Here is a 20,256-nt window from a genome sequence, read left to right on the forward strand (position 1 = left end):
GGATTTATTCAGGTTGTTCCAGTTTCTTGATGTAATCATAAATGGCCAGCTGCGATCGCACTTTACGACGATTGCCGCGCTGGACGTAATGGTTACTCAACTCTTTATCGACGATGCGGGCTTTCACCGTATCACTCAACTGAATAGCAATAATGTCGAGTATGCGCTGCCGGATGTGGGGATCGAGAATCGCCACTGCCACTTCGATACGGTAATCAATGTTACGTGTCATCCAGTCAGCGGAGGAGAGGAACACCTTCTTATCGCCGCCATTCTCAAAAATATAGACGCGATCGTGTTCCAGATAACGGTCAACAATACTGATGACACGAATATTTTCACTGATCCCGGGCAAGTCAGGGATTAATGAGCACATTCCGCGCACCAGAAGATTGACCTTCACCCCTACGCTGGAGGCTGTATAAAGCCGATCAACCAGACCTTTGTCCACCAGATTGTTGATTTTCAGAGTAATGCCGCAGGGCTTATTCTGCTGCGCATTAGCAATTTCGGTGTCGATTAACTCATACAGCATCCGGCGCGAGTTCTGCGGCGAGACCATCAGATGATCGAACGTCACGGGCCGGTAGGGATTCTCAATAAAGTTGAACACCCGACGTACTTCATTGGTGATGCGCGCATCCGCGGTCAGCAACGAGTAGTCCGTATAGAGACGCGCGGTTTTCTCGTTAAAGTTGCCGGTACCGATATGCGCGTAGCGCACAATCTCTTCGCCTTCGCGGCGTGAAATCAGGAACAGCTTGGCGTGGATCTTCAGGCCTGGTGCGGAGAAAATGACATGCACGCCCGCTTCAGTCAGGCGTTTCGCCCAGTAAATATTAGCTTCTTCATCAAAGCGCGCCTGCAGCTCCACCACCACCGTGACTTTTTTACCGTTATAGGCGGCATGGATCATCGCATCCATAATGCGGGAGTGTTTAGCAACGCGGTAGATGTTGATTTTTATCGCCAGCACGCTGGGGTCGAACGACGCCTGACGCAGCAGCTCCAGCACATGCTCAAAGGTGTGGTACGGGTAGTAGAGCAGCACGTCGCGATTACGAATCGCATCAAAGCCGTTGCGGAAACCATCAAAGCCGATGTGGCGAATCTGCGGCAGCGGGCGGTTCACCAGGTTGTTTTTGCCGACGTTCGGGAAGCCGATAAAGTCTTTGAAGTTGTGGTAGCGGCCGCCTGGCAGGATGGAGTCCAGGTTTGAGATGGAAAGCTTGTGGCACAGCAGCGACACCATCGTGTCGGGCATATCGCGCTGGTAGACGAAACGCACCGGTTCCGCCGTCAGTCGCTGCTTCAGACTGGAGGACATCAGCTCCAGCAGGCTCGACTCCATCTCCGTGACCAGGTCGTACTCGGCGTCACGCGTCATTTTCATTGAATAGGCGTTGAGCGCGTCGTAGTCGTAGAAGCCTTTAAAAATGTCATCCAGGCAGTAGCGCAGGATGTTATCCAGCAGGATCATCGGTTTACGGCGGCGCGGTGGCTCAGCCGGTAAATTGATGAAACGCGGGACTTTGTCGGACGGAATTTCCAGCAGCGCATACTGAATATTGTCACCGCGGATAATTTCTACCGCCAGGTAGGTGTAGTCATCTTTAAGGAATTCGGTCAGATCCGTTTCATGGGTGATCAGAATCGGAGAGATATGCTGACGCAGTTCGTGCTTGAAGTAGTGGCGCAGCCACGCCTGCTGATTGGATGAGAGCTGACGTTCATTGATCAGGAAGATCTGGTTACGTGCCATCTCCAGCAGCAGATCGTTATATAACGCATCAAACTCCTGATCGGACTTCATTACCCGCTGCTGAATTTTCTTAAACAGATGGCGTGGCGTACTGGCGGAACCCTGCTCTTCACCAATCAGAATGCGGCGTTTGAGGTCGGCGAAACGCACTTTATAGAATTCGTCGAGATTATTGGAGTAGATACCCAGAAAGCGCATCCGCTCAATCAGTGGATTGCTTTTGTCTGCTGCTTCCTGCAAAACCCGTTCATTAAAGGATAACCAGCTTAATTCTTTTTCAATATAAAGCTTTACCTGACCCATTCTCACTCCATTTAGCGGTTGCAGGACTGAAGATCCAGTATCCACCAACATTATGGCGAGAGTATGGCAGCGTTGTCCAACGCCAGGAGTTGTCTTATCAATCGGCTACGGGCAACATAGCGGCTTATTTTGGCCTGCTAGCGGAACCGCATGAGCGCAAACCACATTCCTGTCCAATTCAGCGATCGTAAGCGTCGTGCCGTTGACCGTCTGACGCGGCGGCTGGTCACCTGCTGTGGCGTGGCGATCCTGCTATTGATGCTGCTGCTCTTCTGCTGGCTGATTGGCGTGGTATTACCGCTGTTTAATGCGCCGGGCCTGCAGATTGCGGCCAGCCAGCAACTCTGGGATCGTGCGCCAGCCTTAGCGATTGGCAATCAGGGGAAGGTCGGCTGGCGCATCAGCGAGCGCGGTGCGGCGCGTTTTATTCCGCTGGATGGTCAGCCTGCGGAACCGGCACTGGCGCTGACCCCGCCACCCGGGGAGATAGTGCGGAGTGCCGATGAGCAGACGCTACTGCTGAATATGCAGGGTGCGCTGACACTGATGCAGCCCACGGCCGACCAGCAGTGGCGTTTTCCGCTGGGCGATAAACCTTTTCATCTGCCTGATGGCGCAGTGACGAAGATGGCGCTGGCGACGCGCCATGCGGGTCAGTGGCGTATAGCCGCACTCACTGAGGCCGGACTCCGGGTGCTGACGCTCGGCACCGATCGCCAGGCCTCGGTTATCCCGCTGCCGCAACGCCAGCTGGATCTGCTGGCGCTCTCTCCGTCCGGCGATCTGCTCTACACCACCGAAGGCAATCTGCTGCGGGTCTGGCAACTTGATGATGACCGTGCACTATTGCGCGAAACGCACACCCTGCCGCAGCGGCCAAAAAGTCTGCATCTGCTGGTGGGCGGCACAAGCCTGCTGATCCAGGATGGCAGCGGCGTCACGCAGTGGTTTGCTATCGCCAGCGAACAGGGGCCGCGCCTGCAGCGCATTCGTACCTTTGCCAACAGCGACGGCGAGACCATTCTGGTGACGGAATCACAACGCCGCGTGTTTGCGACGCTCAGCAAACAGGGGCTGTTAAGGCTGTTCGCCAGCAAGCAGAATGGCCCGATACTGCAGCGTCAGCTGGAACCTGGCATTGTGCAGGCTCAGTTTTCGCCGCGTGGCGACAGCCTGCTGATTGAACGGGCGGGAAGCTGGCAGACTCTGCGGCTTGATAATCCGTGGCCGGACGTCACCTGGCGCAATTTCTGGCAAAAAATCTGGTATGAAAATTATCCCGGACCGGACTGGATCTGGCAATCGACCGCGGCGGGTGACAGTTATCAGGCCAAGTTCAGCCTGATGCCGATGGTGATGGGTACGCTGAAAGCGGCGAGTTTAGCGCTGCTGTTTGCCACACCGCTGGCGCTGGCGGCGGCGATGTACACCGCCTGGTTTATGGCGCCAGGCCTGCGACGCTGGGTTAAACCGGCAATCGAAATGATGGGCGCGCTGCCGAGCGTAGTGGTGGGGCTGATTGCCGGGATCTGGCTCGCGCCGCATATTGGTCAGGCGCTGGTAGGTGTGCTGCTGCTGCCGCTGACGCTGGCGGGCACGCTGCTGCTGTGCGGCGTATTCAGCGCGCGTTTACCGCCGCGCTGGCGTCAGCCGGGTCGTGAAGTGCTGATTCTGCTGCCGCTGTTACTGCTGGTCACGCTGCTGACGCTGTGGCTGCCCACGCTGTTGATACCGGATGCGGGCGACTGGCTGCCGCATTACGAACAGCGCAATCTGCTGGTGGCCGCGCTGGCGATGGGCTTTGCGCTGGTACCGCTGATCTTTACCCTCTCTGAGGATGCGCTGTTCAGCGTGCCAGCAGCATTAGGGCAGGGCTCGCTGGCACTGGGCGCGACGCCGTGGCAAACCCTGACCCGCGTTGTGCTGCCGGGTGCTTCAGCCGGTATTTTTGCCGCCCTGATGATTGGTCTGGGGCGTGCCGTAGGAGAAACCATGATTTTGCTGATGGCGACCGGCAACACGCCGCAAAGTGAAGGTGGCCTGTTCAGCGGCCTGCGCGCGCTGTCCGCCAATATCGCCATTGAGATGCCGGAAGCGGCGGCGGGGAGCGCTCATTATCGCGTGCTGTTTCTCAGTGCCCTGATGCTGCTGCTGTTTACGCTGGTGATCAACACGGTTGCCGAGCTGATCCGTCAGCGACTGCGCCAGCGCTACAGCCAGCACGAGGAGCAGGCATGAAAGCGATGCAACAGAACGATCGCTGGCGCTGGCTAACCGCCGGTGCCGTAGCCGTCTGCCTGCTGGCCTTTACGCTGCTGATTGGGTTACTGGCCTGGCAGGGGGTGCGCGCTTTCTGGCCGCAGCGCGTCGATCTCTACACGTTTAGCCAGCCTGAAGGGGGCGAGACGCGGCTGCTGGGTGAAACCCTGGAACATCAGCGGCGCTTTCCGGCCCCGGCAGATGAGCAGGGCAACAGCGGCGGACAGGTTAATCGCTATCTGATTAAAACCGGTAACCGTGACTGGGACGCACCCGATTTCCGGGTGGTTTACAGTCGCACGGCGGCGCAGGTCAGCCAGCCAGCGGACATCATGGTGCTGCAGCGCCGCAGCCACGGTCAGGCATACGGCTGGTTTGTCGGCCTGCGTGAGGATAATGAAGAGCTGACTGCGCAGGATCCCGATGCACTGCTGCATCAGCGGCTCGGACAGGTGCAGATGCTGGTGCGGCAGGCTAATCAGATTCGCCGGGTCGATATGGCGCGCCTCAACAGCCAGCGTGAGCAGCTTGATGAGCAGGCGGCCACAAACCGTGCTGCCGGGCGCTTTGATCTGCAGGCCGAGTCAGAATATCAGGCCAATCAGGCCGCTTTGCAGCGCCGGTTTAATCAGCTGAGCGAGACACTGGCTTCGCTGCAACAGCAGAGTCAGCGCGATCTGTTAATCCTGCGGGATGTGCATGGCACCGAACATGCGATCCCGCTGACCGAAATCGTTGACAGCTGGAAGCCGAACGCGATGACGCTGACCGGCAAAACGCTGCATTTTCTGCATCAGCTGTGGCGTTTCGTCAGTGATTCACCCGCTGAAGGCGAGAGTGAATCCGGGGCGTTCCCGGCGATCTTTGGCACCGTGCTGATGGTGCTGCTGATGTCGGTGGTCGTGATGCCGCTGGGTGTCATCGCCGCCATCTGGCTGCATGAATATGCCGGACGCAATGCGCTGACCAGACTGGTGCGCATCGCGGTGGTCAATCTGGCAGGCGTTCCTTCAATCGTCTATGGCGTATTTGGTCTGGGCTTCTTTGTCTGGCTGGTGGGCGGCACGATAGACCAGCTCTTCTTCGCCAGCGCGCTGCCCAATCCCACCTTCGGGACACCTGGTTTGCTGTGGGCGTCGCTGACTCTGGCGTTACTAACGCTGCCGGTGGTGATTGTGGCGACCGAAGAGGGACTATCCCGCATTCCCAACAGCCTGCGGCAGGGATCGCTGGCGCTGGGCGCGACTCAGGCGGAAACCCTGTGGAACGTGGTGCTGCCGATGGCGGTGCCTGCCATGCTGACCGGCCTGATTCTGGCGGTGGCGCGTGCCGCTGGTGAAACCGCGCCGCTGATGCTGGTTGGCGTGGTAAAAATGGTGCCGGAACTGCCCGTCGACGCGGTGTTTCCTTATCTGCATCTGGATCGCAAATTTATGCATCTGGGCTTCCAGATTTACGATCTGGCGTTTCAGAGTCCGAATATTGAAGCTGACCGGCCGCTGGTGTTCGCCACCGCGCTGCTGCTGGTGCTGATTATTCTGTCGCTTAATCTGCTGGCGATGGGCCTGCGTCACCGTCTGCGTGAACGCTATCGCCTTATGACTCAATAACAGGCTATGACTATGACGTCCGACACGGATATCGCGCTGACCGTTAACCAGCTGTCGCTGTGGTATGGCGAGCGCCAGGCGCTGCAGGCTATTTCGCTGCAGGTGCCGAAAAACAAGATTACCGCGCTGATTGGTCCCTCCGGCTGTGGCAAATCGACGCTGCTGCGCTGCTTTAATCGCATGAATGATGTGATTGATCATTGCCGGGTCGAGGGTGAGGTGTTGCTGGGATCGCAGCCGATCCTGCGACCTGAGCAGGATCTCTCGGCGCTGCGTCGTCGGGTCGGCATGGTGTTTCAGCGCCCCAATCCTTTTCCAAAATCGATCTATGAAAATGTGGTCTACGGGCTGCGTTTACAGGGTGTACGCGATCGGCGGGTGCTGAACGAAGCCTGTGAACGTGCGCTGCGCGCGGCGGCGCTGTGGAGTGAGGTCAAAGATCAGCTGTCACAGAATGCGCTGACGCTCTCGACCGGACAGCAGCAGCGGCTGGTGATTGCCCGCGCCATTGCGATTGAACCGGAAGTTCTGCTGCTGGATGAGCCGACCTCCGCGCTCGATCCCATCTCAACGCTGGTGATTGAAGAGCTGATGACTACGCTCAAGCAGCATTTCACGCTGGTGCTGGTGACGCACAACATGCAGCAGGCTTCTCGCGTGTCAGATTACACCGCGTTTATGCATCAGGGCGCGTTAGTGGAGTTTGATGAGACTGACCGTATCTTTACCGCGCCAAAACAGCGACGGACCGAAGATTATATTACGGGGCGCTACGGTTAAGTCAGTAACGGGAGCAGAGCAGGTTGTTATGTCAGACGGCTCAATGGTTCCCTGAGCCTTTACCCCGACCGCCAGCACTTCAGGGGAAGCCCCGGCTTCCCCTGTCGGGTCAGTCGTTAGCATAACCCTGCGGCGGCAGCGGTTCGCCATCCAGCCAGGCCTGGCCGTCACGCATCGCCAGACGACCCTCAACAAACCAGCCGATTACCATCGGATAGATGGCATGCTCCTGATGCTGCACCCGCTCCGTAATCTCCGCTTCGCTGTCGCCGGGAAATACCGGGACTTTGGCCTGCAGGATCACCGGACCTCCATCCAGCTCGTCAGTGACGAAATGTACGGAGGTGCCATGTTCGCTATCGCCATTTTCCAGAGCCTGACGATGCGTATGCAGACCCGGATATTTCGGCAACAGAGAAGGGTGGATATTCAGCAGGCGATCGTGAAAATGGGCCACGAACGCGCTGCTGAGAATGCGCATATATCCTGCCAGCACAATCAGGTCTGGCCTGTAGGCTTCGATTTCAGCGATGAGCTGGCGATCGAAGGCTTCGCGGTCAGTGAAGTCGCTGGCGGCAAGCGAGTGGGCGGGAATCCCCGCCTCCTGCGCCCGCGTCAGGCCATAAGCGGCGGCGCGGTTGCTGAACACGGCAGCCACGCTGCCGTGAATCCGCCCGCTTGCACAGGCGTCAAGGATGGACTGAAGGTTACTTCCGTTGCCGGAAATCAGTACAACCAGCTTTTTCATCCGTTGATGACCACACGCTCTTCGGCATCAGACGCTTTAATTACGCCGAGCTTCCAGGCTTTCTCGCCCGCAGCCTGCATCAGCGCAATCGCGTTGTCCGCGTCTGCCGGACTCAGGGCGATGATCATGCCGACGCCGCAGTTAAAGGTGCGGTACATCTCGAAACGGCTGACGTTGCCCGCCTGCTGTAACCAGCTGAAGACGGCCGGCCATTGCCAGCTCTTCTCGTCGATGACGGCCTGAGTGTTGTCGGGCAGCACGCGCGGAATATTCTCCCAGAAGCCGCCGCCGGTCAGGTGTGCGATAGCGTGCACATCGACCTGCTCAATCAGGCTCAGGATATTTTTCACGTAGATGCGGGTCGGTTCCAGCAGATGATCGGCCAGCGGTTTGCCTTCCAGCTGTTCAGCCAGCGGATCGGTGTTGCTGACTTCCAGAATCTTACGCACCAGCGAATAGCCGTTGGAGTGCGGGCCGCTGGAGCCGAGGGCGATAAGTACGTCGCCATCCTGCACCTTGCTGCCATCAATGATCTCTGACTTTTCCACCACGCCAACACAGAAACCGGCCACATCGTAATCTTCGCCGTGATACATGCCTGGCATCTCAGCGGTTTCACCGCCCACCAGCGCACAACCCGACTGCAGACAACCTTCGGCGATGCCGGTGATCACCGCAGAGGCGGTATCCACATCCAGTTTGCCGGTAGCGTAGTAGTCGAGGAAGAAGAGGGGCTCGGCGCCCTGTACCACCAGGTCGTTGACGCACATCGCCACCAGGTCAACACCAATGGCATCGTGACGTTTGAGATCCATCGCCAGACGCAGCTTGGTGCCAACGCCATCGGTGCCGGAGACCAGCACCGGTTCACGGTATTTTTGCGGCAGCGCGCAAAGCGCACCAAAACCGCCCAGTCCACCCATCACTTCCGGGCGACGCGTCTTTTTCACTACGCCTTTAATACGGTCAACCAGAGCGTTACCAGCATCAATATCAACACCGGCGTCTTTGTAACTGAGAGAGGTTTTGTCGGTCACTGCGAGGTCCCCACGCGAGTTGCGGTTGGTGGTTTAAAATAAAGCGCGGCAATTCTATCAGTGCAGGCAAACGTTTGCGAGTCCGGGATTGCGCATCGGGCGATTTTCATTAATCCTCTATTTGTCCCGGTAAAACCCGCGGCTTTGCGCAAGAGCAGGTGGCGCGGAGCGTAAAAGGCGGTATAATCCCGCGATTTTTTTTTAGCTCAACTCATTCCGGGAGAACACCAATGAAGATCGTGGAAGTCAGACACCCGCTGGTCAAACATAAACTGGGCTTGATGCGTGAGCATGATATCAGTACAAAGCGTTTTCGCGAGCTGGCGTCTGAAGTGGGCAGCCTGCTGACCTACGAAGCGACCGCCGATCTGGAAACAGAGCGCGTAACCATTGAGGGCTGGAATGGCCCGGTAGAGATCGATCAGATCAAAGGCAAAAAAATCACGGTGGTGCCGATTCTGCGTGCCGGTCTTGGCATGATGGAAGGGGTGCTGGAGCACGTTCCCAGCGCCCGTATCAGCGTGGTGGGTGTTTACCGTGATGAAGAGACACTGGAGCCGGTTCCCTATTTCCAGAAGCTGGTCTCTAACATCGAAGAGCGCCTGGCGCTGGTCGTCGATCCTATGCTGGCGACTGGCGGTTCCATGATCGCCACCATCGACCTGCTGAAGAAAGCGGGCTGCACCAGCATTAAAGTGCTGGTACTGGTTGCCGCACCAGAAGGGATTGCCGCGCTGGAGAAAGCGCATCCTGACGTTGAGCTTTACACCGCGTCAGTGGATCAGGGACTGAATGAGAAGGGTTACATCATTCCCGGGCTCGGCGATGCCGGGGACAAGATTTTCGGAACCAAATAAATCGCATAGCCGACCAGAGAGTCGGCTTTTTTTTGGCAAAAAAAAGATCCCCGAACGGGTTCGGTGTGGCTGCGAGGCTCACCGGCGTGCCTGCTGCTGTGCCAGAGGCGCGCGCCCTGGGGGATAAATAACACAAGGGGATAAATGATGACTCGTCGCGCCATTGGCGTCAGTGAACGACCGCCGTTACTGCAAACCATTCCACTCAGCCTGCAACACCTGTTCGCCATGTTTGGTGCCACGGTACTGGTACCGATTCTGTTCCACATCAACCCGGCGACGGTGCTGTTATTTAACGGCGTAGGCACGCTGATCTACCTCTTTATCTGTAAAGGCAAAATTCCCGCTTACCTCGGTTCCAGTTTTGCCTTTATCTCGCCGGTACTGCTATTGCTGCCGCTGGGTTATGAGGTCGCGCTGGGCGGATTTATCCTGTGCGGCGTGCTGTTCTGTCTGGTGGCGCTGATTGTCAAACGCGCGGGCACCGGCTGGCTCGATGTGATGTTTCCCCCGGCGGCGATGGGCGCGATTGTCGCCGTCATCGGTCTGGAGCTGGCAGGGGTAGCCGCTAATATGGCGGGTTTGCTGCCCGCGGAAGGCAGTGCGCCCGACAGTACAACCGTGCTGATTTCGCTGGTCACGCTGGCAGTGACGGTATTCGGTTCCGTGCTGTTTCGTGGTTTCCTGGCGATCATCCCGATTCTGGTCGGGGTGGTGGCGGGTTATCTGCTCTCTGCATTTATGGGCATCGTTGACTGGAGCGGCGTGGTCAAAGCACCCTGGTTTGCGCTGCCAACCTTCTATACCCCGCGCTTTGAGTGGGTGGCGATGCTGACGATCCTGCCTGCGGCGCTGGTGGTGATTGCCGAGCATATCGGTCATCTTGTAGTCACCGCCAACATCGTAAAGAAAGATCTGATTCGCGACCCTGGCCTGCATCGTTCGATGTTCGCCAACGGCTTATCAACGGTCATCTCCGGCTTCTTTGGTTCAACGCCTAACACCACCTACGGCGAAAACATCGGGGTGATGGCAATTACCCGCGTCTACAGTACCTGGGTGATTGGCGGCGCGGCGATTCTGGCGATCCTGCTCTCCTGTGTCGGCAAACTGGCGGCGGTGATCCAGGCGATCCCGGTACCGGTAATGGGCGGCGTGTCGCTGCTGCTGTATGGCGTGATCGGCGCATCCGGTATCCGGGTGTTGATCGAATCCAAAGTCGATTACAACAAAGCGCAAAATCTGATCCTGACCTCGGTGATCCTGATCATCGGCGTCAGCGGTGCGAAGGTGCATATCGGTGCTGCAGAGCTGAAAGGCATGGCGCTGGCGACAATCGTAGGGGTTGGATTAGCGCTGATCTTCCGTGTGATCTCACTGCTGCGCCCGGAAGAAGTGGTGCTGGAGGCTGAAGAATCGCGCGAGCCGTGATCGCAGCAAGCCTGACAGGATCGGGGCAGGGACGCCCCATTCATCTCTTTCTGAAAACTGTGTTAGACTTCCCCCGATTTTTTGCTTGTTCTCTTGCTGAGGTGCTTCTGAACACGCCGGCACAATTGTCATTGCCACTCTATTTACCTGACGATGAAACCTTCTCCAGCTTCTGGCCGGGGGAAAACCCGTCGCTGATTGCCGCGCTGAAAGGCGCTCTCAACCAACAACATGGCAGCTATCTCTACTTCTGGTCACGCGAAGGCGGAGGGCGGAGCCATTTGCTGCACGCCGCGTGCGCCGAGATGTCAGCGCGCAGCGAAGCGGTCGGTTACGTTCCGCTGGATAAACGCACCTGGTTTGTACCGGAAGTACTGGAAGGGATGGAGCAGCTGTCACTGGTCTGCATCGATAACATCGAGTGCATTGCAGGCGAGCCTGAATGGGAAATGGCGATCTTCGATCTCTATAACCGTATTCTGGAAACCGGTAATACGCGCCTGTTTATTACCGGCGATCGTCCACCACGCCAGCTTAATCTGCAACTGCCCGATCTCGCCTCGCGGCTGGACTGGGGGCAGATCTATCGCCTGCAGCCTCTCTCCGACGAAGACAAATTACAGGCGCTGCAATTGCGCGCCGGGTTACGCGGATTTGAGCTGCCGGAAGATGTGGGACGCTTCCTGCTGAAGCGACTGGATCGTGAGATGCGCACCCTGTTTGATACGCTGGATCGGCTTGATCGTGCCTCGATCAGCGCCCAGCGTAAACTCACCATTCCGTTTGTGAAAGAGACACTCGGCCTTTAAAACAGGTCGAGCACCGCTTCGGGCGGACGTCCGATCCGCGCCTTGTCGCCATTGATCACTATCGGCCTTTCAATCAGCACCGGATGTTCCACCAGCGCATCCAGCAGTGCACTTTCGCTTTTGTCGCTGAGTGCCAGTTCGCTATAGATCGCCTCTTTAGTCCGCATCAACTGCTGTGCGCTCTGCATTCCCAGTTTCTGTAACAGGATTTCCAGCGTCTCGCGATCGGGCGGCGCTTGCAGATAGAGCACCACGTCCGGCTCGATCCCGCGGGCGTTCAGCAGTGCCAGCGTCTCGCGGCTCTTGCTGCAGCGCGGGTTGTGGTAAATCGTCACCATCTCAGGCTCTCCTCTATTCGCAGCGTGAATGCTCAACCTTTCTGATATTGCTTAAAGCGCTGTTGTAACTGGCGCAGCTGATCGATACGGGCATCGTAGCGCGCCTGTTTCAGGCTGCCGAGCGGCACCTGTGCGCTGGCGCTGCCAAGCGCGGTGATCGCCTGATCGAGCTGGCCATTCAGCGCCAGACTCTCTGCCCGCGCCGATAACTCTTCATCATTCAATCCCTGCTGTGCAGACGCCTGGGCCAGCAAATCCCAGCCGTTGGGATCATCTTTATTAGCCCAGGTGTAGCGATTCAGAATGCGGCTGGCATTGGCATACTGTTTCGCTTCAACGTAGGCATTGGCCAGGTTGAGCTGCACCACCGGGCTGTTTTTTGCACTGGTGGCGGCGCTGAGCAGGGCGATCGCCTGTTGTGGCTGATTCAGGCCGATATCGATGTCTGACATAAGATCCAGGAACCAGACGTTATTCGGCTGTTTCGCCAGCAACGGCGTCATAATCCGCTTCGCATCGGCAAAACTTTTCGCCTGCAAAAACTGTATGGCTTTGCCATATTGTGACGCCAGCTGCTCACGAGAATTGCCGCTAGCATACTGGCTCAGCAGTTCGTCGGTGAGCTGATTACGCCCGGTTGAGTACATGCCCAGTGAACGCACTTTTGCCAGATAGAAATCTTCTGTAGATTGCACCACCACCGGCCGCATCTGGTTAGCGCGGTTGCGGGCATCCGCCAGACGGCTGTCGGGCAGGGGATGCGTCAGCAGAATTTCAGGAGGCTTCGAGGAGAAACGGCTCTGATCGGCCAGCTTCTGTAAAAAGTTCGGCATCGCCTGAGGATCAAACCCGGCGCGCTGCAGTACCTGAATTCCGATGCGGTCGGCTTCCTGCTCATTACCCTGGGTAAAACTGATAATTCCCTGCTGAGTTCCCGCCAGGGTGCCGGTCAGTGCTGCCATGCCTGCCTGCGGATTGGCCATCGCCAGCAGAATAGAGCCCAGCGCACCGACCCATGTCAGTGGCGCATTGCGCTTCTGATCTTCCATTGCGCGCGCCAGATGGCGCTGGGTAACGTGTGAGATCTCATGCGCCATTACTGACGCCAGCTGGCTTTCATTTTCGGTATAGCGGAACAGCGCTGAGTGCAGCACCACGTTGCCACCAAAAAAGGCAAAGGCGTTGAGCTCATCGTTCTGAATCAGAAAGAAGTGGAACGGGGTTTTCACTGAGTCGGCATGCGACACCAGTCGCTGACCCAGCTGATTAATATACTGATTAAGCAGCGGATCGTTGATCAGCGGCGCACTGGCACGCAGCTGGCGCACATAAAAGTCGCCCATCTGCAGTTCCTGATTAATCGACAGCGTCGAACCGGCCGTAGTGCCAATATCGGGAAGTGAATCACTGACATCGGCATAAGCAGGTGACAGAGTAGTGAAAATGAGCGTCGGAAGGAGCGCGGCGATCAGCGTTTTCTTTAACCGGTTCAACATGCCTTAATCCTGTAGAGAGGCCCTGAAAATGGACAGGTGCGCAGCGGGAATGTTCCATTTTTCGCAGATAACGACGGTTCGTGACTATCTTAACCAGAGCATCAAAAGAATGAAATGTCGTTTTCTGGCAAACGACCAACGTAATTTGTGCAAGATCGCCCATTTTGACGAAAAAAACTGAACATCCTGCCAACTTAAACCGCGGTTAAACGAACAAAACCCGGCGGAGTATCGCCGGGTTTGTGAGCGGTTAAGTAACGCCTTATTCATTTATTCCCAATGCGCTTCGGCAGAATAAAGCAGAATCTGCTGCCGCGCAGATTTAGGCTGTGATCGGATTTTTTTAAAGTTATGTAAATTCACTCAAAAAAACTGACTATGGCATGAGTTTTTCCAGGTCTACTCTGAAAAAATAGCCCTCTCTGAGCCGTGAATCTCCTCTTCGCCATTGATAAATTAAATCGTAGCTTCCGCCGTTATCCTGCTTATTCCAGCTACAACTGGCTGTTATTTATTGCTGTTAATGTCACAGAAATGGAAAAGAGCACAAAGAGTCAGGTCCATTCTGTTTAAGACCTTTTTTTCCTCATAATGAAACTTTTCGATTAATACGGAAGGTGAATAATTTCAGCGGTTATCAGCCGCGCGCTGACCTGAATTTACGCAGGCGAGAATTATGCCTGCGCTGTGATATAGATAGCCGACCTGATTCAGTCCTGAATCTGCCAGCCATTATTTGCCGGAGAGAAGTGTTATGCGTTCAGTTGTTTCATACGCGTTAATCGCCATTATTGGCGGAGTCGTTGGCGCGGCTGTCACACAGAGTGGCGAGATTTATGACAAAGTGACACGCCATTTTGCAACCGAGCCACAGGAAGCCCCGGGATTCTGGAGCACACCAGCGATTGAAGGTTACGGCAAAATTCATTATGAGCCCGACGCCGCGTTTAAACCGGTGGCGGGCCTGAGCAATAAAATTGTTTTCCAGATTACCCGAAGCGATGGCGCGATGACCGCGCCCAATCTGGGACTGGAGCGTGTGGCGCGCGTGGTGAATTTATATATCGCCTCCGGCATTCCGGCCGATCAGCTGAAGTTTGTCGTTTCGGTCACCGGCGATGCGACGCCCGCCATGCTGGATAACGCCCATTTTAAAAAGTTTTATGGCATCGAAAATCCAAACCTGAAGCTGATTAATGAGCTGAATCAGGCGGGAGTGAAAGTCTCGGTCTGCGATCAGTCCGTGGCATTCCATCACTATCCCAATAACTGGATTGATAAATCTGTGGTCCATGCGCTTTCCAGTCCGACCACCGTATCAACCCTGCAAAACCAGGGATACGCGTGGCTGGCAATGTAATTGATGTTTTAAACGATCGGGAGAAGAGTTAATGCGTCCAGCAGCTTTAGTGGTGATGGCAGCCGTAGCGGGATTTATTGGAGGCAATGTTTTACAGTTGCCGGAATTATTCGATAAGGTCAGCGGAAAAATGGCGGATAATAAATCCGAACCTGCTGATTTCTGGAGTACGCCAGCGATTGAAGGCTACGGAAAAATACATTATGTCGATACGCCTGCATTTAAACCCGGCACGACAGCGGGCCTGAGTAATAAAATAGTATTCCAGATCAACCGCAGTGAAGGGGATATTCGTAAGCCGAATCTCGGTCTGGAGCGCGTAGCGCGCGTCACCAACCTCTATTATGCGGCAGGTGTGCCACTCGACCAGCTGAAATTTGTGGTGTCAATTAACGGCGACGCGGTTTCATCAGCGCTGAATAATGACCAGTTCAGCAAAGCCTACGACGTCGATAACCCGAACCTGAAGCTGATCAGCGAGCTGAAAAAAGCGGGCGTTCAGGTCACTATCTGCGATCAGTCAGTGGCGTTTCATCAGCTTGAGCGCAACTGGATCGACCCGATGGTCACTCACACTATCTCCAGCGGCACCACCGTTGCGACCCTGGAAAACAGCGGTTACGCCTTCCTGATGCTTTAATTCCCCCACAGCGGCGTCACTGCCGCTGTCACCTGCCCGTCAAATTCCTGTGATGCCCCTGTCATAGAACGCCGCTAGTGTTGTCGCAATGAGATCGATCTCATCGACAATAAACGAGGCAGTCATGACCGATTTAATCAGCGTAGCCAGACTGGCAGGGGTCTCCCGCGCAACCGCTGCGCGCGCCTTTTCTGACCCTCATCTGCTAAAACCGGGCACGCTGCAAAAGGTGCTTGCCGCCTCGGAACAGATCGGTTTCCGCCCGAATCATATTGCCCGTCAGCTCCGCACCCAGCACTCCACCACGCTTGGCGTCCTGTTGCCTTCACTGCTCAATCCGGTTTTTGCCATGCAATTACAGGCGATGGAGCAGCAGGCTCGTCTGGCGGGATATGGGCTGCTGGTAGCAACCAGTGATTATCAGGCTGAGCGGGAAGCGGCCATTGTCGAACATATGCTGCACCAGCGTGTCGCCGGTCTGGTACTGACGGTGGCAGATGCCGACAGCAGTGCGCTGCTGCCGACACTGGCGGCGGCGAAGATGCCCTTCGTGCTGACCCACAACGTACCGCAACAGCACGAATGGCCCGCGCTGTGCGTAGATAACCGCAAAGCCATTGCCGAAGCGACCGCCCATCTGGTGTCACTGGGCCACCGCCACATCGTGATGGCTGCGGGCCCTATGCAGCAATCTGACCGCGCCCGTCTGCGCTACCTTGGCTACTGCGATGCCATGCAGCAGGCCGGTCTGACGCCGCAGGCGATGATTGAGATGCCCAGCCATATCCAGTCCGATTTCCATCCGTTGCTGCCGCTGATTAATTCACCTTCGCCGCTGACGGCGGTGATTTGCAGTAACGATCTGCTGGCTATCAGCCTGCTGGGCGCCGCTGCGCGTGCCGGCGTCAGCGTTCCGAATCAGCTCTCCGTGGTCGGCTTCGATGGCATTGAGCTGGGCGAACAGCTTTCACCTTCACTGGCCAGCGTGGTGCAGCCGATTGCGCTAATGGGCGCGCGCGCTATTGACCTGCTTCTGAATCCCGTCGGCGGTAAAACCCATCTGCTGGCACATCATTTACGTTTCGGGGAGAGTGTCGCCCCGGCATTTCATGGCTCTTTTTCAGGGGAACATCATGTCACTCACCGTTAACTTCAAACCTATCGCCAGCGCTGCGCTGCTGGCCGGATGCACGCTTGCCTCATCGTGGGCGCAGGCGGCTGAAAATGCTATCTGCTACAACTGCCCGCCAGAGTGGGCCGACTGGGCGACACAGCTCCAGGCGATCGAAAAAACGACGGGCATTCATGTGCCGCAGGACAATAAAAATTCGGGTCAGGCGCTGGCGCAGCTGGTCGCCGAGAAAAGCAATCCGGTCGCCGACGTGGTCTATTACGGCGTCAGCTTCGGCATTCAGGCAGTCAGTGCAGACGTGGTCAGCGCTTACAAACCGGCAAACTGGGATCAGATCCCGGCAGGCATGAAAGATCCTGCTGGCAAGTGGGTAGCGCTGCACTCCGGTACCATGGGTTTTATGGTCAATGTTGATGCGCTGGGTGGCGCGCCGGTGCCGCGTTCCTGGGATGATCTGCTGAAGCCGGAATATAAAGGCATGGTAGGTTATCTTGATCCGGCCAGCGCCTTTGTGGGCTACGTTGCAGCCGTCGCGGTGAACCAGGCGAAAGGCGGCAGTCTTCATGACTTCACCCCGGCCATCAACTGGTTCAAAGCACTGCAACGCAACCAGCCGATTGTGCCTAAGCAGACCGCCTATGCCCGGCTGATTTCAGGCGAAATCCCGATTCTGATCGACTACGACTTCAACGCCTATCGCGCCCGCTACAAAGATCACGCCAATGTGGAATTTGTGATCCCCAGCGAGGGGACGGTCACGGTGCCTTACGTCATCAGCCTGGTGAAAAATGCGCCGCATCCGGCCAACGGTAAGAAAGTGATCGATTTCGTGCTGTCAGATGCCGGTCAGGCGATCTGGGCTAATGCCTGGCTGCGTCCGGTCCGGGCGGGGGCGATGTCACCCGAAGCGAAGAAATATTTTCTGCCTGACAGCGACTATGCGCGCGCTCACACGGTGGATTATCAGCAGATGGCCGACGCGCAGAAGAGCTTCTCCGCCCGTTATCTGAACGAGATCCGCTGATGTCACTCTCAGAGATCAATCCGTTTGCTGCTGGCGACTCAGTTCGCCACCGCCTTCGGCCGCTGGGGGCAAACTGGCCGTGGATGCTGCTGCCTGCGCTGCTGTTCTTTGCTGCCTTCTGGCTGTTGCCGTTTGCTCGTCTGTTGCAGATCGGTATGACGGAGGATCGCACGACTCACCACAGCGGCTACTGGACGGTAATCAGCCAGCCGCAATATCTGCAAAGCCTGCTGAATACCGTGCTGCTCTCGGCAGCGGTCACACTGGTGACGCTGCTGATTGCTGCGGTGGTGGGCTGCTTTCTGGCACGGCAGCGCTTTACCGGGCGAGGCACGCTGCTGGCGCTGCTGACCTTTCCGCTGGCCTTTCCGGGCGTGGTGGTGGGATTTCTGATGGTCATGCTGGCGGGGCGTCAGGGTGTTCTGGCGCAACTCAGTCTCAGCCTGTTTCATGAGCGCTGGGTCCTTGCTTATTCGCTCAGCGGCTTATTTATTGGCTATCTCTATTTTTCGCTGCCGCGCGCCATCGTGACGCTGGTGGCGGCCAGTGAAAAGCTGGACCGTTCACTGGAAGAGGCCGCCCGATCGCTGGGTGCCAGCCAGTGGCGCATCATCATTGACGTCATCATTCCTGGGCTGAAACCGGCGCTGCTCTCCTGCGGCGCGCTCTGCTTCGCCACCAGCATGGGCGCCTTTGGCACCGCATTTACCCTTGGCACAGAGCTCGCGGTGCTGCCGCTGACCATTTATGGTGAGTTCACTAATTACGCCAACTTTGCCACCGCAGCGGCGCTTTCGGTGGTGATGGGGGCGGTGGCCTGGCTGGCGCTGATGCTGGCGAACGGACTGGCTGCCCGCCGTAAGGAGAAGGCATGAAACGCCGGGGGCTGTTCTGGCTGCAGGTGGTGATCACCAGCCTCACCGCGCTGTTTATGATTGTGCCGGTTGTGCTCTCGATGCTGGCGGGCGTCACGCAGAACTATTTCACTGGCCTGCACAGCGGCCTGACGCTGAAGTGGGTGGAACAGGTGTGGCAGATGTATGCCGACACCTTCTGGCTGTCGCTGCTGATCGCTCTGAGTTGTCTGGCGGTGACGGTTATCGCTGGCGTGCCGGCCGCCTGGGGCTTACTGAAATCACCGTCACGCTGGGCCAGCCGCATTGAGGAGTGCCTGATGCTGCCAGTCGCATTGCCGGGCCTCGCCACCGCTCTGGGCATCATTCTGCTTTATGGTCAGTTCAGCGCGTTGCGCGACAGCTGGCTCTTCATCCTTATCGGCCATGTGCTCTTTACCTTGCCCTTTATGATCCGACCGGTGCTGTCGGTGATGCAGGCGATTGATCTGCCGCGCCTTGAAGAAGCCGCCGCCAGCCTGGGGGCGGGCTTCTGGCGCCGCTTCTTTACCGTGGTCGTCCCGAACTGCCGCAACGGCATTCTGGCGGGCGCATTTATGGTGATCACCCTGTCGGTGGGGGAGTTCAACATTACCTGGATGCTGCACACGCCACTGACCAAAACCCTGCCGGTCGGTCTGGCCGACAGCTACACCTCGATGCGGCTGGAAGTCGGGTCCGCCTATACCCTGATCTTTATTATGATGATTTTACCGCTGCTGCTGTTGCTCAACGCCTGTAATCACTGGCTGGAACGGCAATCTTCGCGGCAGCAGAGAGAGGAAACCGTATGAATGAGGCCGTCAACGTGACGCTGAGCCACTGCTCGCGTCGCTTTAATCAGCAGGTCGCGCTGCATCCGCTCGACCTGCGGGTTCACGCCGGTGAAACACTGGTATTGCTGGGGCCGTCAGGCTGTGGCAAAACCACGCTGCTGCGTATTATCAGCGGTCTGGATAGCAGCGATCCCCCGGGAGAGATCTGGTTTGACAAGCGTAACGTCACCGCGCTGCCGATTGAGAAACGCAATGTTGGCATGGTGTTTCAGAACTACGCGCTGTTCCCGACGCTCAACGTGGCGCAGAACGTCGCCTATGGTCTGAAGGTGCAGGGCGTGCCACGTGCCGAGCGTGATGCGCGGGTCGCGGAGATGCTGGCACTGGTTGACCTGACACATCTGTCCCACCGGGCGATTGATAAATTGTCCGGCGGGCAGAAGCAGCGGGTGGCGCTGGCACGTGCGCTGGCCGCCCGGCCTAAAGTCCTGTTGTTCGATGAGCCGCTGGCGGCGCTTGACGCCAGGCTGCGCGATCGACTGCGGCTGGAGATCGGCGCGCTGCTCAAGCGGCTGGCGATCACTGCGGTTTACGTCACCCACGATCAGCAGGAAGCGATGGCGCTGGGCGATCGCATCGCGGTGATGGAGCAGGGCCGTCTGGTGCAGCTCGATACTCCGCAGGGAATTTATCAGCGCCCTGCCTCCCGCTTTGTGGCGGATTTTGTGGGCGCCATAAACTGCATTGCGCACGATCCCGACGGTCATCCCCTGCGTTTTTGCCGCCCGGAAGATGTGTTGCTGGCCGACGACACCCGCTATGCCCAGCGCGGTGTGGTGGTGGGCAGTACGTTTCTTGGCGCCTCGCAGCGCTTACTGATCGATATCGGGCTGGATAACCCCATTCAGGTCGAGCGTCATGCCCGCGAAATCTGGCAGGCGGGACAGCGCATCAGCTGGTCGCTGACCCGCCAGGCCGCGCTGGAATTTAGTTGCTAAGGA

At 57.2% G+C, this 20,256-nt stretch carries 18 protein-coding genes; 13 read left to right on the forward strand and 5 right to left on the reverse strand.

The features are described from left to right. Positions 1-4 precede the first annotated feature (4 nt). Positions 5-2,065: a polyphosphate kinase 1 gene (gene ppk1, locus OK412_RS00580; protein WP_010260075.1), complete on the reverse strand. Its 2,061-nt coding sequence runs from the start codon at positions 2,063-2,065 to the stop codon at positions 5-7. Between the two features lie 150 nt (positions 2,066-2,215). Between ppk1 and OK412_RS00585 the strand changes: the two genes are divergently transcribed. Genes OK412_RS00585 through pstB form a run of 3 tightly spaced genes read left to right on the forward strand, consistent with a single transcriptional unit; the run spans position 2,216 to position 6,714 of the window. Further along, the gene (locus OK412_RS00585) at positions 2,216-4,303 is read left to right on the forward strand and encodes an ABC transporter permease subunit (RefSeq protein ID WP_264352572.1); all 2,088 of its coding nucleotides are present in this window, start codon (positions 2,216-2,218) and stop codon (positions 4,301-4,303) included. Continuing rightward, positions 4,300-5,934 (forward strand): phosphate ABC transporter permease PstA, encoded by a 1,635-nt coding sequence (gene pstA / locus OK412_RS00590; protein WP_060680726.1) that lies wholly within the window; start codon positions 4,300-4,302, stop codon positions 5,932-5,934. Before OK412_RS00585 ends, pstA begins: the two co-directional genes overlap by 4 nt. Before the next feature lie 12 nt (positions 5,935-5,946). Further along, complete coding sequence (gene pstB, locus OK412_RS00595; protein WP_010260068.1) at positions 5,947-6,714, forward strand: phosphate ABC transporter ATP-binding protein PstB; 768 nt, start codon at positions 5,947-5,949, stop codon at positions 6,712-6,714. 109 nt (positions 6,715-6,823) lie between these two features. On the opposite strand, the gene purN is transcribed toward pstB, so the two are convergent. Both purN and purM read right to left on the reverse strand, forming a co-directional pair. Further along, on the reverse strand, positions 6,824-7,462 hold the full coding sequence (purN, locus tag OK412_RS00600) for a phosphoribosylglycinamide formyltransferase (protein ID WP_264352573.1): 639 nt from the start codon (positions 7,460-7,462) through the stop codon (positions 6,824-6,826). Next, the gene (gene purM / locus OK412_RS00605; RefSeq protein WP_010671337.1) at positions 7,459-8,499 is read right to left on the reverse strand and encodes a phosphoribosylformylglycinamidine cyclo-ligase; all 1,041 of its coding nucleotides are present in this window, start codon (positions 8,497-8,499) and stop codon (positions 7,459-7,461) included. The genes purN and purM overlap by 4 nt, the downstream gene beginning before the upstream one ends. A 230-nt stretch (positions 8,500-8,729) precedes the next feature. Between purM and upp the strand changes: the two genes are divergently transcribed. The 3 genes from upp (at position 8,730) to hda (ending at position 11,596) form a co-directional block, all read left to right on the forward strand. Beyond that, positions 8,730-9,356 (forward strand): uracil phosphoribosyltransferase, encoded by a 627-nt coding sequence (gene upp / locus OK412_RS00610; RefSeq protein WP_009088774.1) that lies wholly within the window; start codon positions 8,730-8,732, stop codon positions 9,354-9,356. Between the two features lie 147 nt (positions 9,357-9,503). After that, on the forward strand, positions 9,504-10,787 hold the full coding sequence (uraA, locus tag OK412_RS00615; RefSeq protein WP_010671338.1) for a uracil permease: 1,284 nt from the start codon (positions 9,504-9,506) through the stop codon (positions 10,785-10,787). A 107-nt stretch (positions 10,788-10,894) separates the two neighbouring features. Then, positions 10,895-11,596 carry a DnaA inactivator Hda gene (hda, locus tag OK412_RS00620; protein WP_195719715.1) on the forward strand — a complete coding sequence of 234 codons (702 nt, stop codon included), beginning with the start codon at positions 10,895-10,897 and terminating at the stop codon, positions 11,594-11,596. Here the strand turns inward: hda and arsC are convergent. Then, on the reverse strand, positions 11,593-11,934 hold the full coding sequence (gene arsC, locus OK412_RS00625; RefSeq protein ID WP_122457929.1) for an arsenate reductase (glutaredoxin): 342 nt from the start codon (positions 11,932-11,934) through the stop codon (positions 11,593-11,595). The two genes, hda and arsC, sit on opposite strands and share 4 nt — an antisense overlap. A gap of 32 nt (positions 11,935-11,966) precedes the next feature. Next, entirely contained in the window at positions 11,967-13,430 is a 1,464-nt protein-coding gene (locus OK412_RS00630) for a tetratricopeptide repeat protein (protein ID WP_010260049.1), read from the reverse strand. A 754-nt stretch (positions 13,431-14,184) separates the two neighbouring features. Between OK412_RS00630 and OK412_RS00635 the strand changes: the two genes are divergently transcribed. From OK412_RS00635 to OK412_RS00665, 7 genes are all read left to right on the forward strand, one after another. Next, positions 14,185-14,790, forward strand: a complete 606-nt coding sequence (locus OK412_RS00635; RefSeq protein WP_010671340.1) for a DsrE family protein — start codon at positions 14,185-14,187, stop codon at positions 14,788-14,790. A 31-nt stretch (positions 14,791-14,821) separates the two neighbouring features. Next, complete coding sequence (locus OK412_RS00640; RefSeq protein WP_264352574.1) at positions 14,822-15,430, forward strand: DsrE family protein; 609 nt, start codon at positions 14,822-14,824, stop codon at positions 15,428-15,430. Between the two features lie 124 nt (positions 15,431-15,554). Next, on the forward strand, positions 15,555-16,580 hold the full coding sequence (locus OK412_RS00645) for a substrate-binding domain-containing protein (RefSeq protein WP_022624142.1): 1,026 nt from the start codon (positions 15,555-15,557) through the stop codon (positions 16,578-16,580). Beyond that, positions 16,564-17,586 carry an ABC transporter substrate-binding protein gene (locus tag OK412_RS00650; RefSeq protein WP_045139762.1) on the forward strand — a complete coding sequence of 341 codons (1,023 nt, stop codon included), beginning with the start codon at positions 16,564-16,566 and terminating at the stop codon, positions 17,584-17,586. The genes OK412_RS00645 and OK412_RS00650 overlap by 17 nt, the downstream gene beginning before the upstream one ends. Then, positions 17,586-18,461 carry an ABC transporter permease gene (locus OK412_RS00655; RefSeq protein WP_050482729.1) on the forward strand — a complete coding sequence of 292 codons (876 nt, stop codon included), beginning with the start codon at positions 17,586-17,588 and terminating at the stop codon, positions 18,459-18,461. Before OK412_RS00650 ends, OK412_RS00655 begins: the two co-directional genes overlap by 1 nt. Then, complete coding sequence (locus tag OK412_RS00660) at positions 18,458-19,273, forward strand: ABC transporter permease (RefSeq protein WP_062758789.1); 816 nt, start codon at positions 18,458-18,460, stop codon at positions 19,271-19,273. Before OK412_RS00655 ends, OK412_RS00660 begins: the two co-directional genes overlap by 4 nt. Beyond that, positions 19,270-20,253, forward strand: coding sequence for an ABC transporter ATP-binding protein (locus tag OK412_RS00665; protein WP_062758785.1), 984 nt, complete (start codon positions 19,270-19,272; stop codon positions 20,251-20,253). Before OK412_RS00660 ends, OK412_RS00665 begins: the two co-directional genes overlap by 4 nt. Positions 20,254-20,256 lie beyond the last annotated feature (3 nt).

The sequence above is a fragment of the Pantoea sp. JV6 genome, assembly GCF_025910055.1.
GTDB classification, from domain to species: Bacteria; Pseudomonadota; Gammaproteobacteria; order Enterobacterales; family Enterobacteriaceae; genus Pantoea; species Pantoea agglomerans.

Coding starts and splice junctions, on each gene's coding strand:
- OK412_RS00585 (WP_264352572.1), top strand. CDS start 2,216: ATGAGCGCAAACCACATTCCTGTCCAATTCAGCGATCGTAAGCGTCGT.
- OK412_RS00665 (WP_062758785.1), top strand. CDS start 19,270: ATGAATGAGGCCGTCAACGTGACGCTGAGCCACTGCTCGCGTCGCTTT.
- OK412_RS00650 (WP_045139762.1), top strand. CDS start 16,564: ATGTCACTCACCGTTAACTTCAAACCTATCGCCAGCGCTGCGCTGCTG.
- pstA (WP_060680726.1), top strand. CDS start 4,300: ATGAAAGCGATGCAACAGAACGATCGCTGGCGCTGGCTAACCGCCGGT.
- purN (WP_264352573.1), bottom strand. CDS start 7,462: ATGAAAAAGCTGGTTGTACTGATTTCCGGCAACGGAAGTAACCTTCAG.
- pstB (WP_010260068.1), top strand. CDS start 5,947: ATGACGTCCGACACGGATATCGCGCTGACCGTTAACCAGCTGTCGCTG.
- OK412_RS00655 (WP_050482729.1), top strand. CDS start 17,586: ATGTCACTCTCAGAGATCAATCCGTTTGCTGCTGGCGACTCAGTTCGC.
- OK412_RS00630 (WP_010260049.1), bottom strand. CDS start 13,430: ATGTTGAACCGGTTAAAGAAAACGCTGATCGCCGCGCTCCTTCCGACG.
- OK412_RS00640 (WP_264352574.1), top strand. CDS start 14,822: ATGCGTCCAGCAGCTTTAGTGGTGATGGCAGCCGTAGCGGGATTTATT.
- OK412_RS00645 (WP_022624142.1), top strand. CDS start 15,555: ATGACCGATTTAATCAGCGTAGCCAGACTGGCAGGGGTCTCCCGCGCA.
- upp (WP_009088774.1), top strand. CDS start 8,730: ATGAAGATCGTGGAAGTCAGACACCCGCTGGTCAAACATAAACTGGGC.
- OK412_RS00635 (WP_010671340.1), top strand. CDS start 14,185: ATGCGTTCAGTTGTTTCATACGCGTTAATCGCCATTATTGGCGGAGTC.
- uraA (WP_010671338.1), top strand. CDS start 9,504: ATGACTCGTCGCGCCATTGGCGTCAGTGAACGACCGCCGTTACTGCAA.
- ppk1 (WP_010260075.1), bottom strand. CDS start 2,065: ATGGGTCAGGTAAAGCTTTATATTGAAAAAGAATTAAGCTGGTTATCC.
- arsC (WP_122457929.1), bottom strand. CDS start 11,934: ATGGTGACGATTTACCACAACCCGCGCTGCAGCAAGAGCCGCGAGACG.
- OK412_RS00660 (WP_062758789.1), top strand. CDS start 18,458: ATGAAACGCCGGGGGCTGTTCTGGCTGCAGGTGGTGATCACCAGCCTC.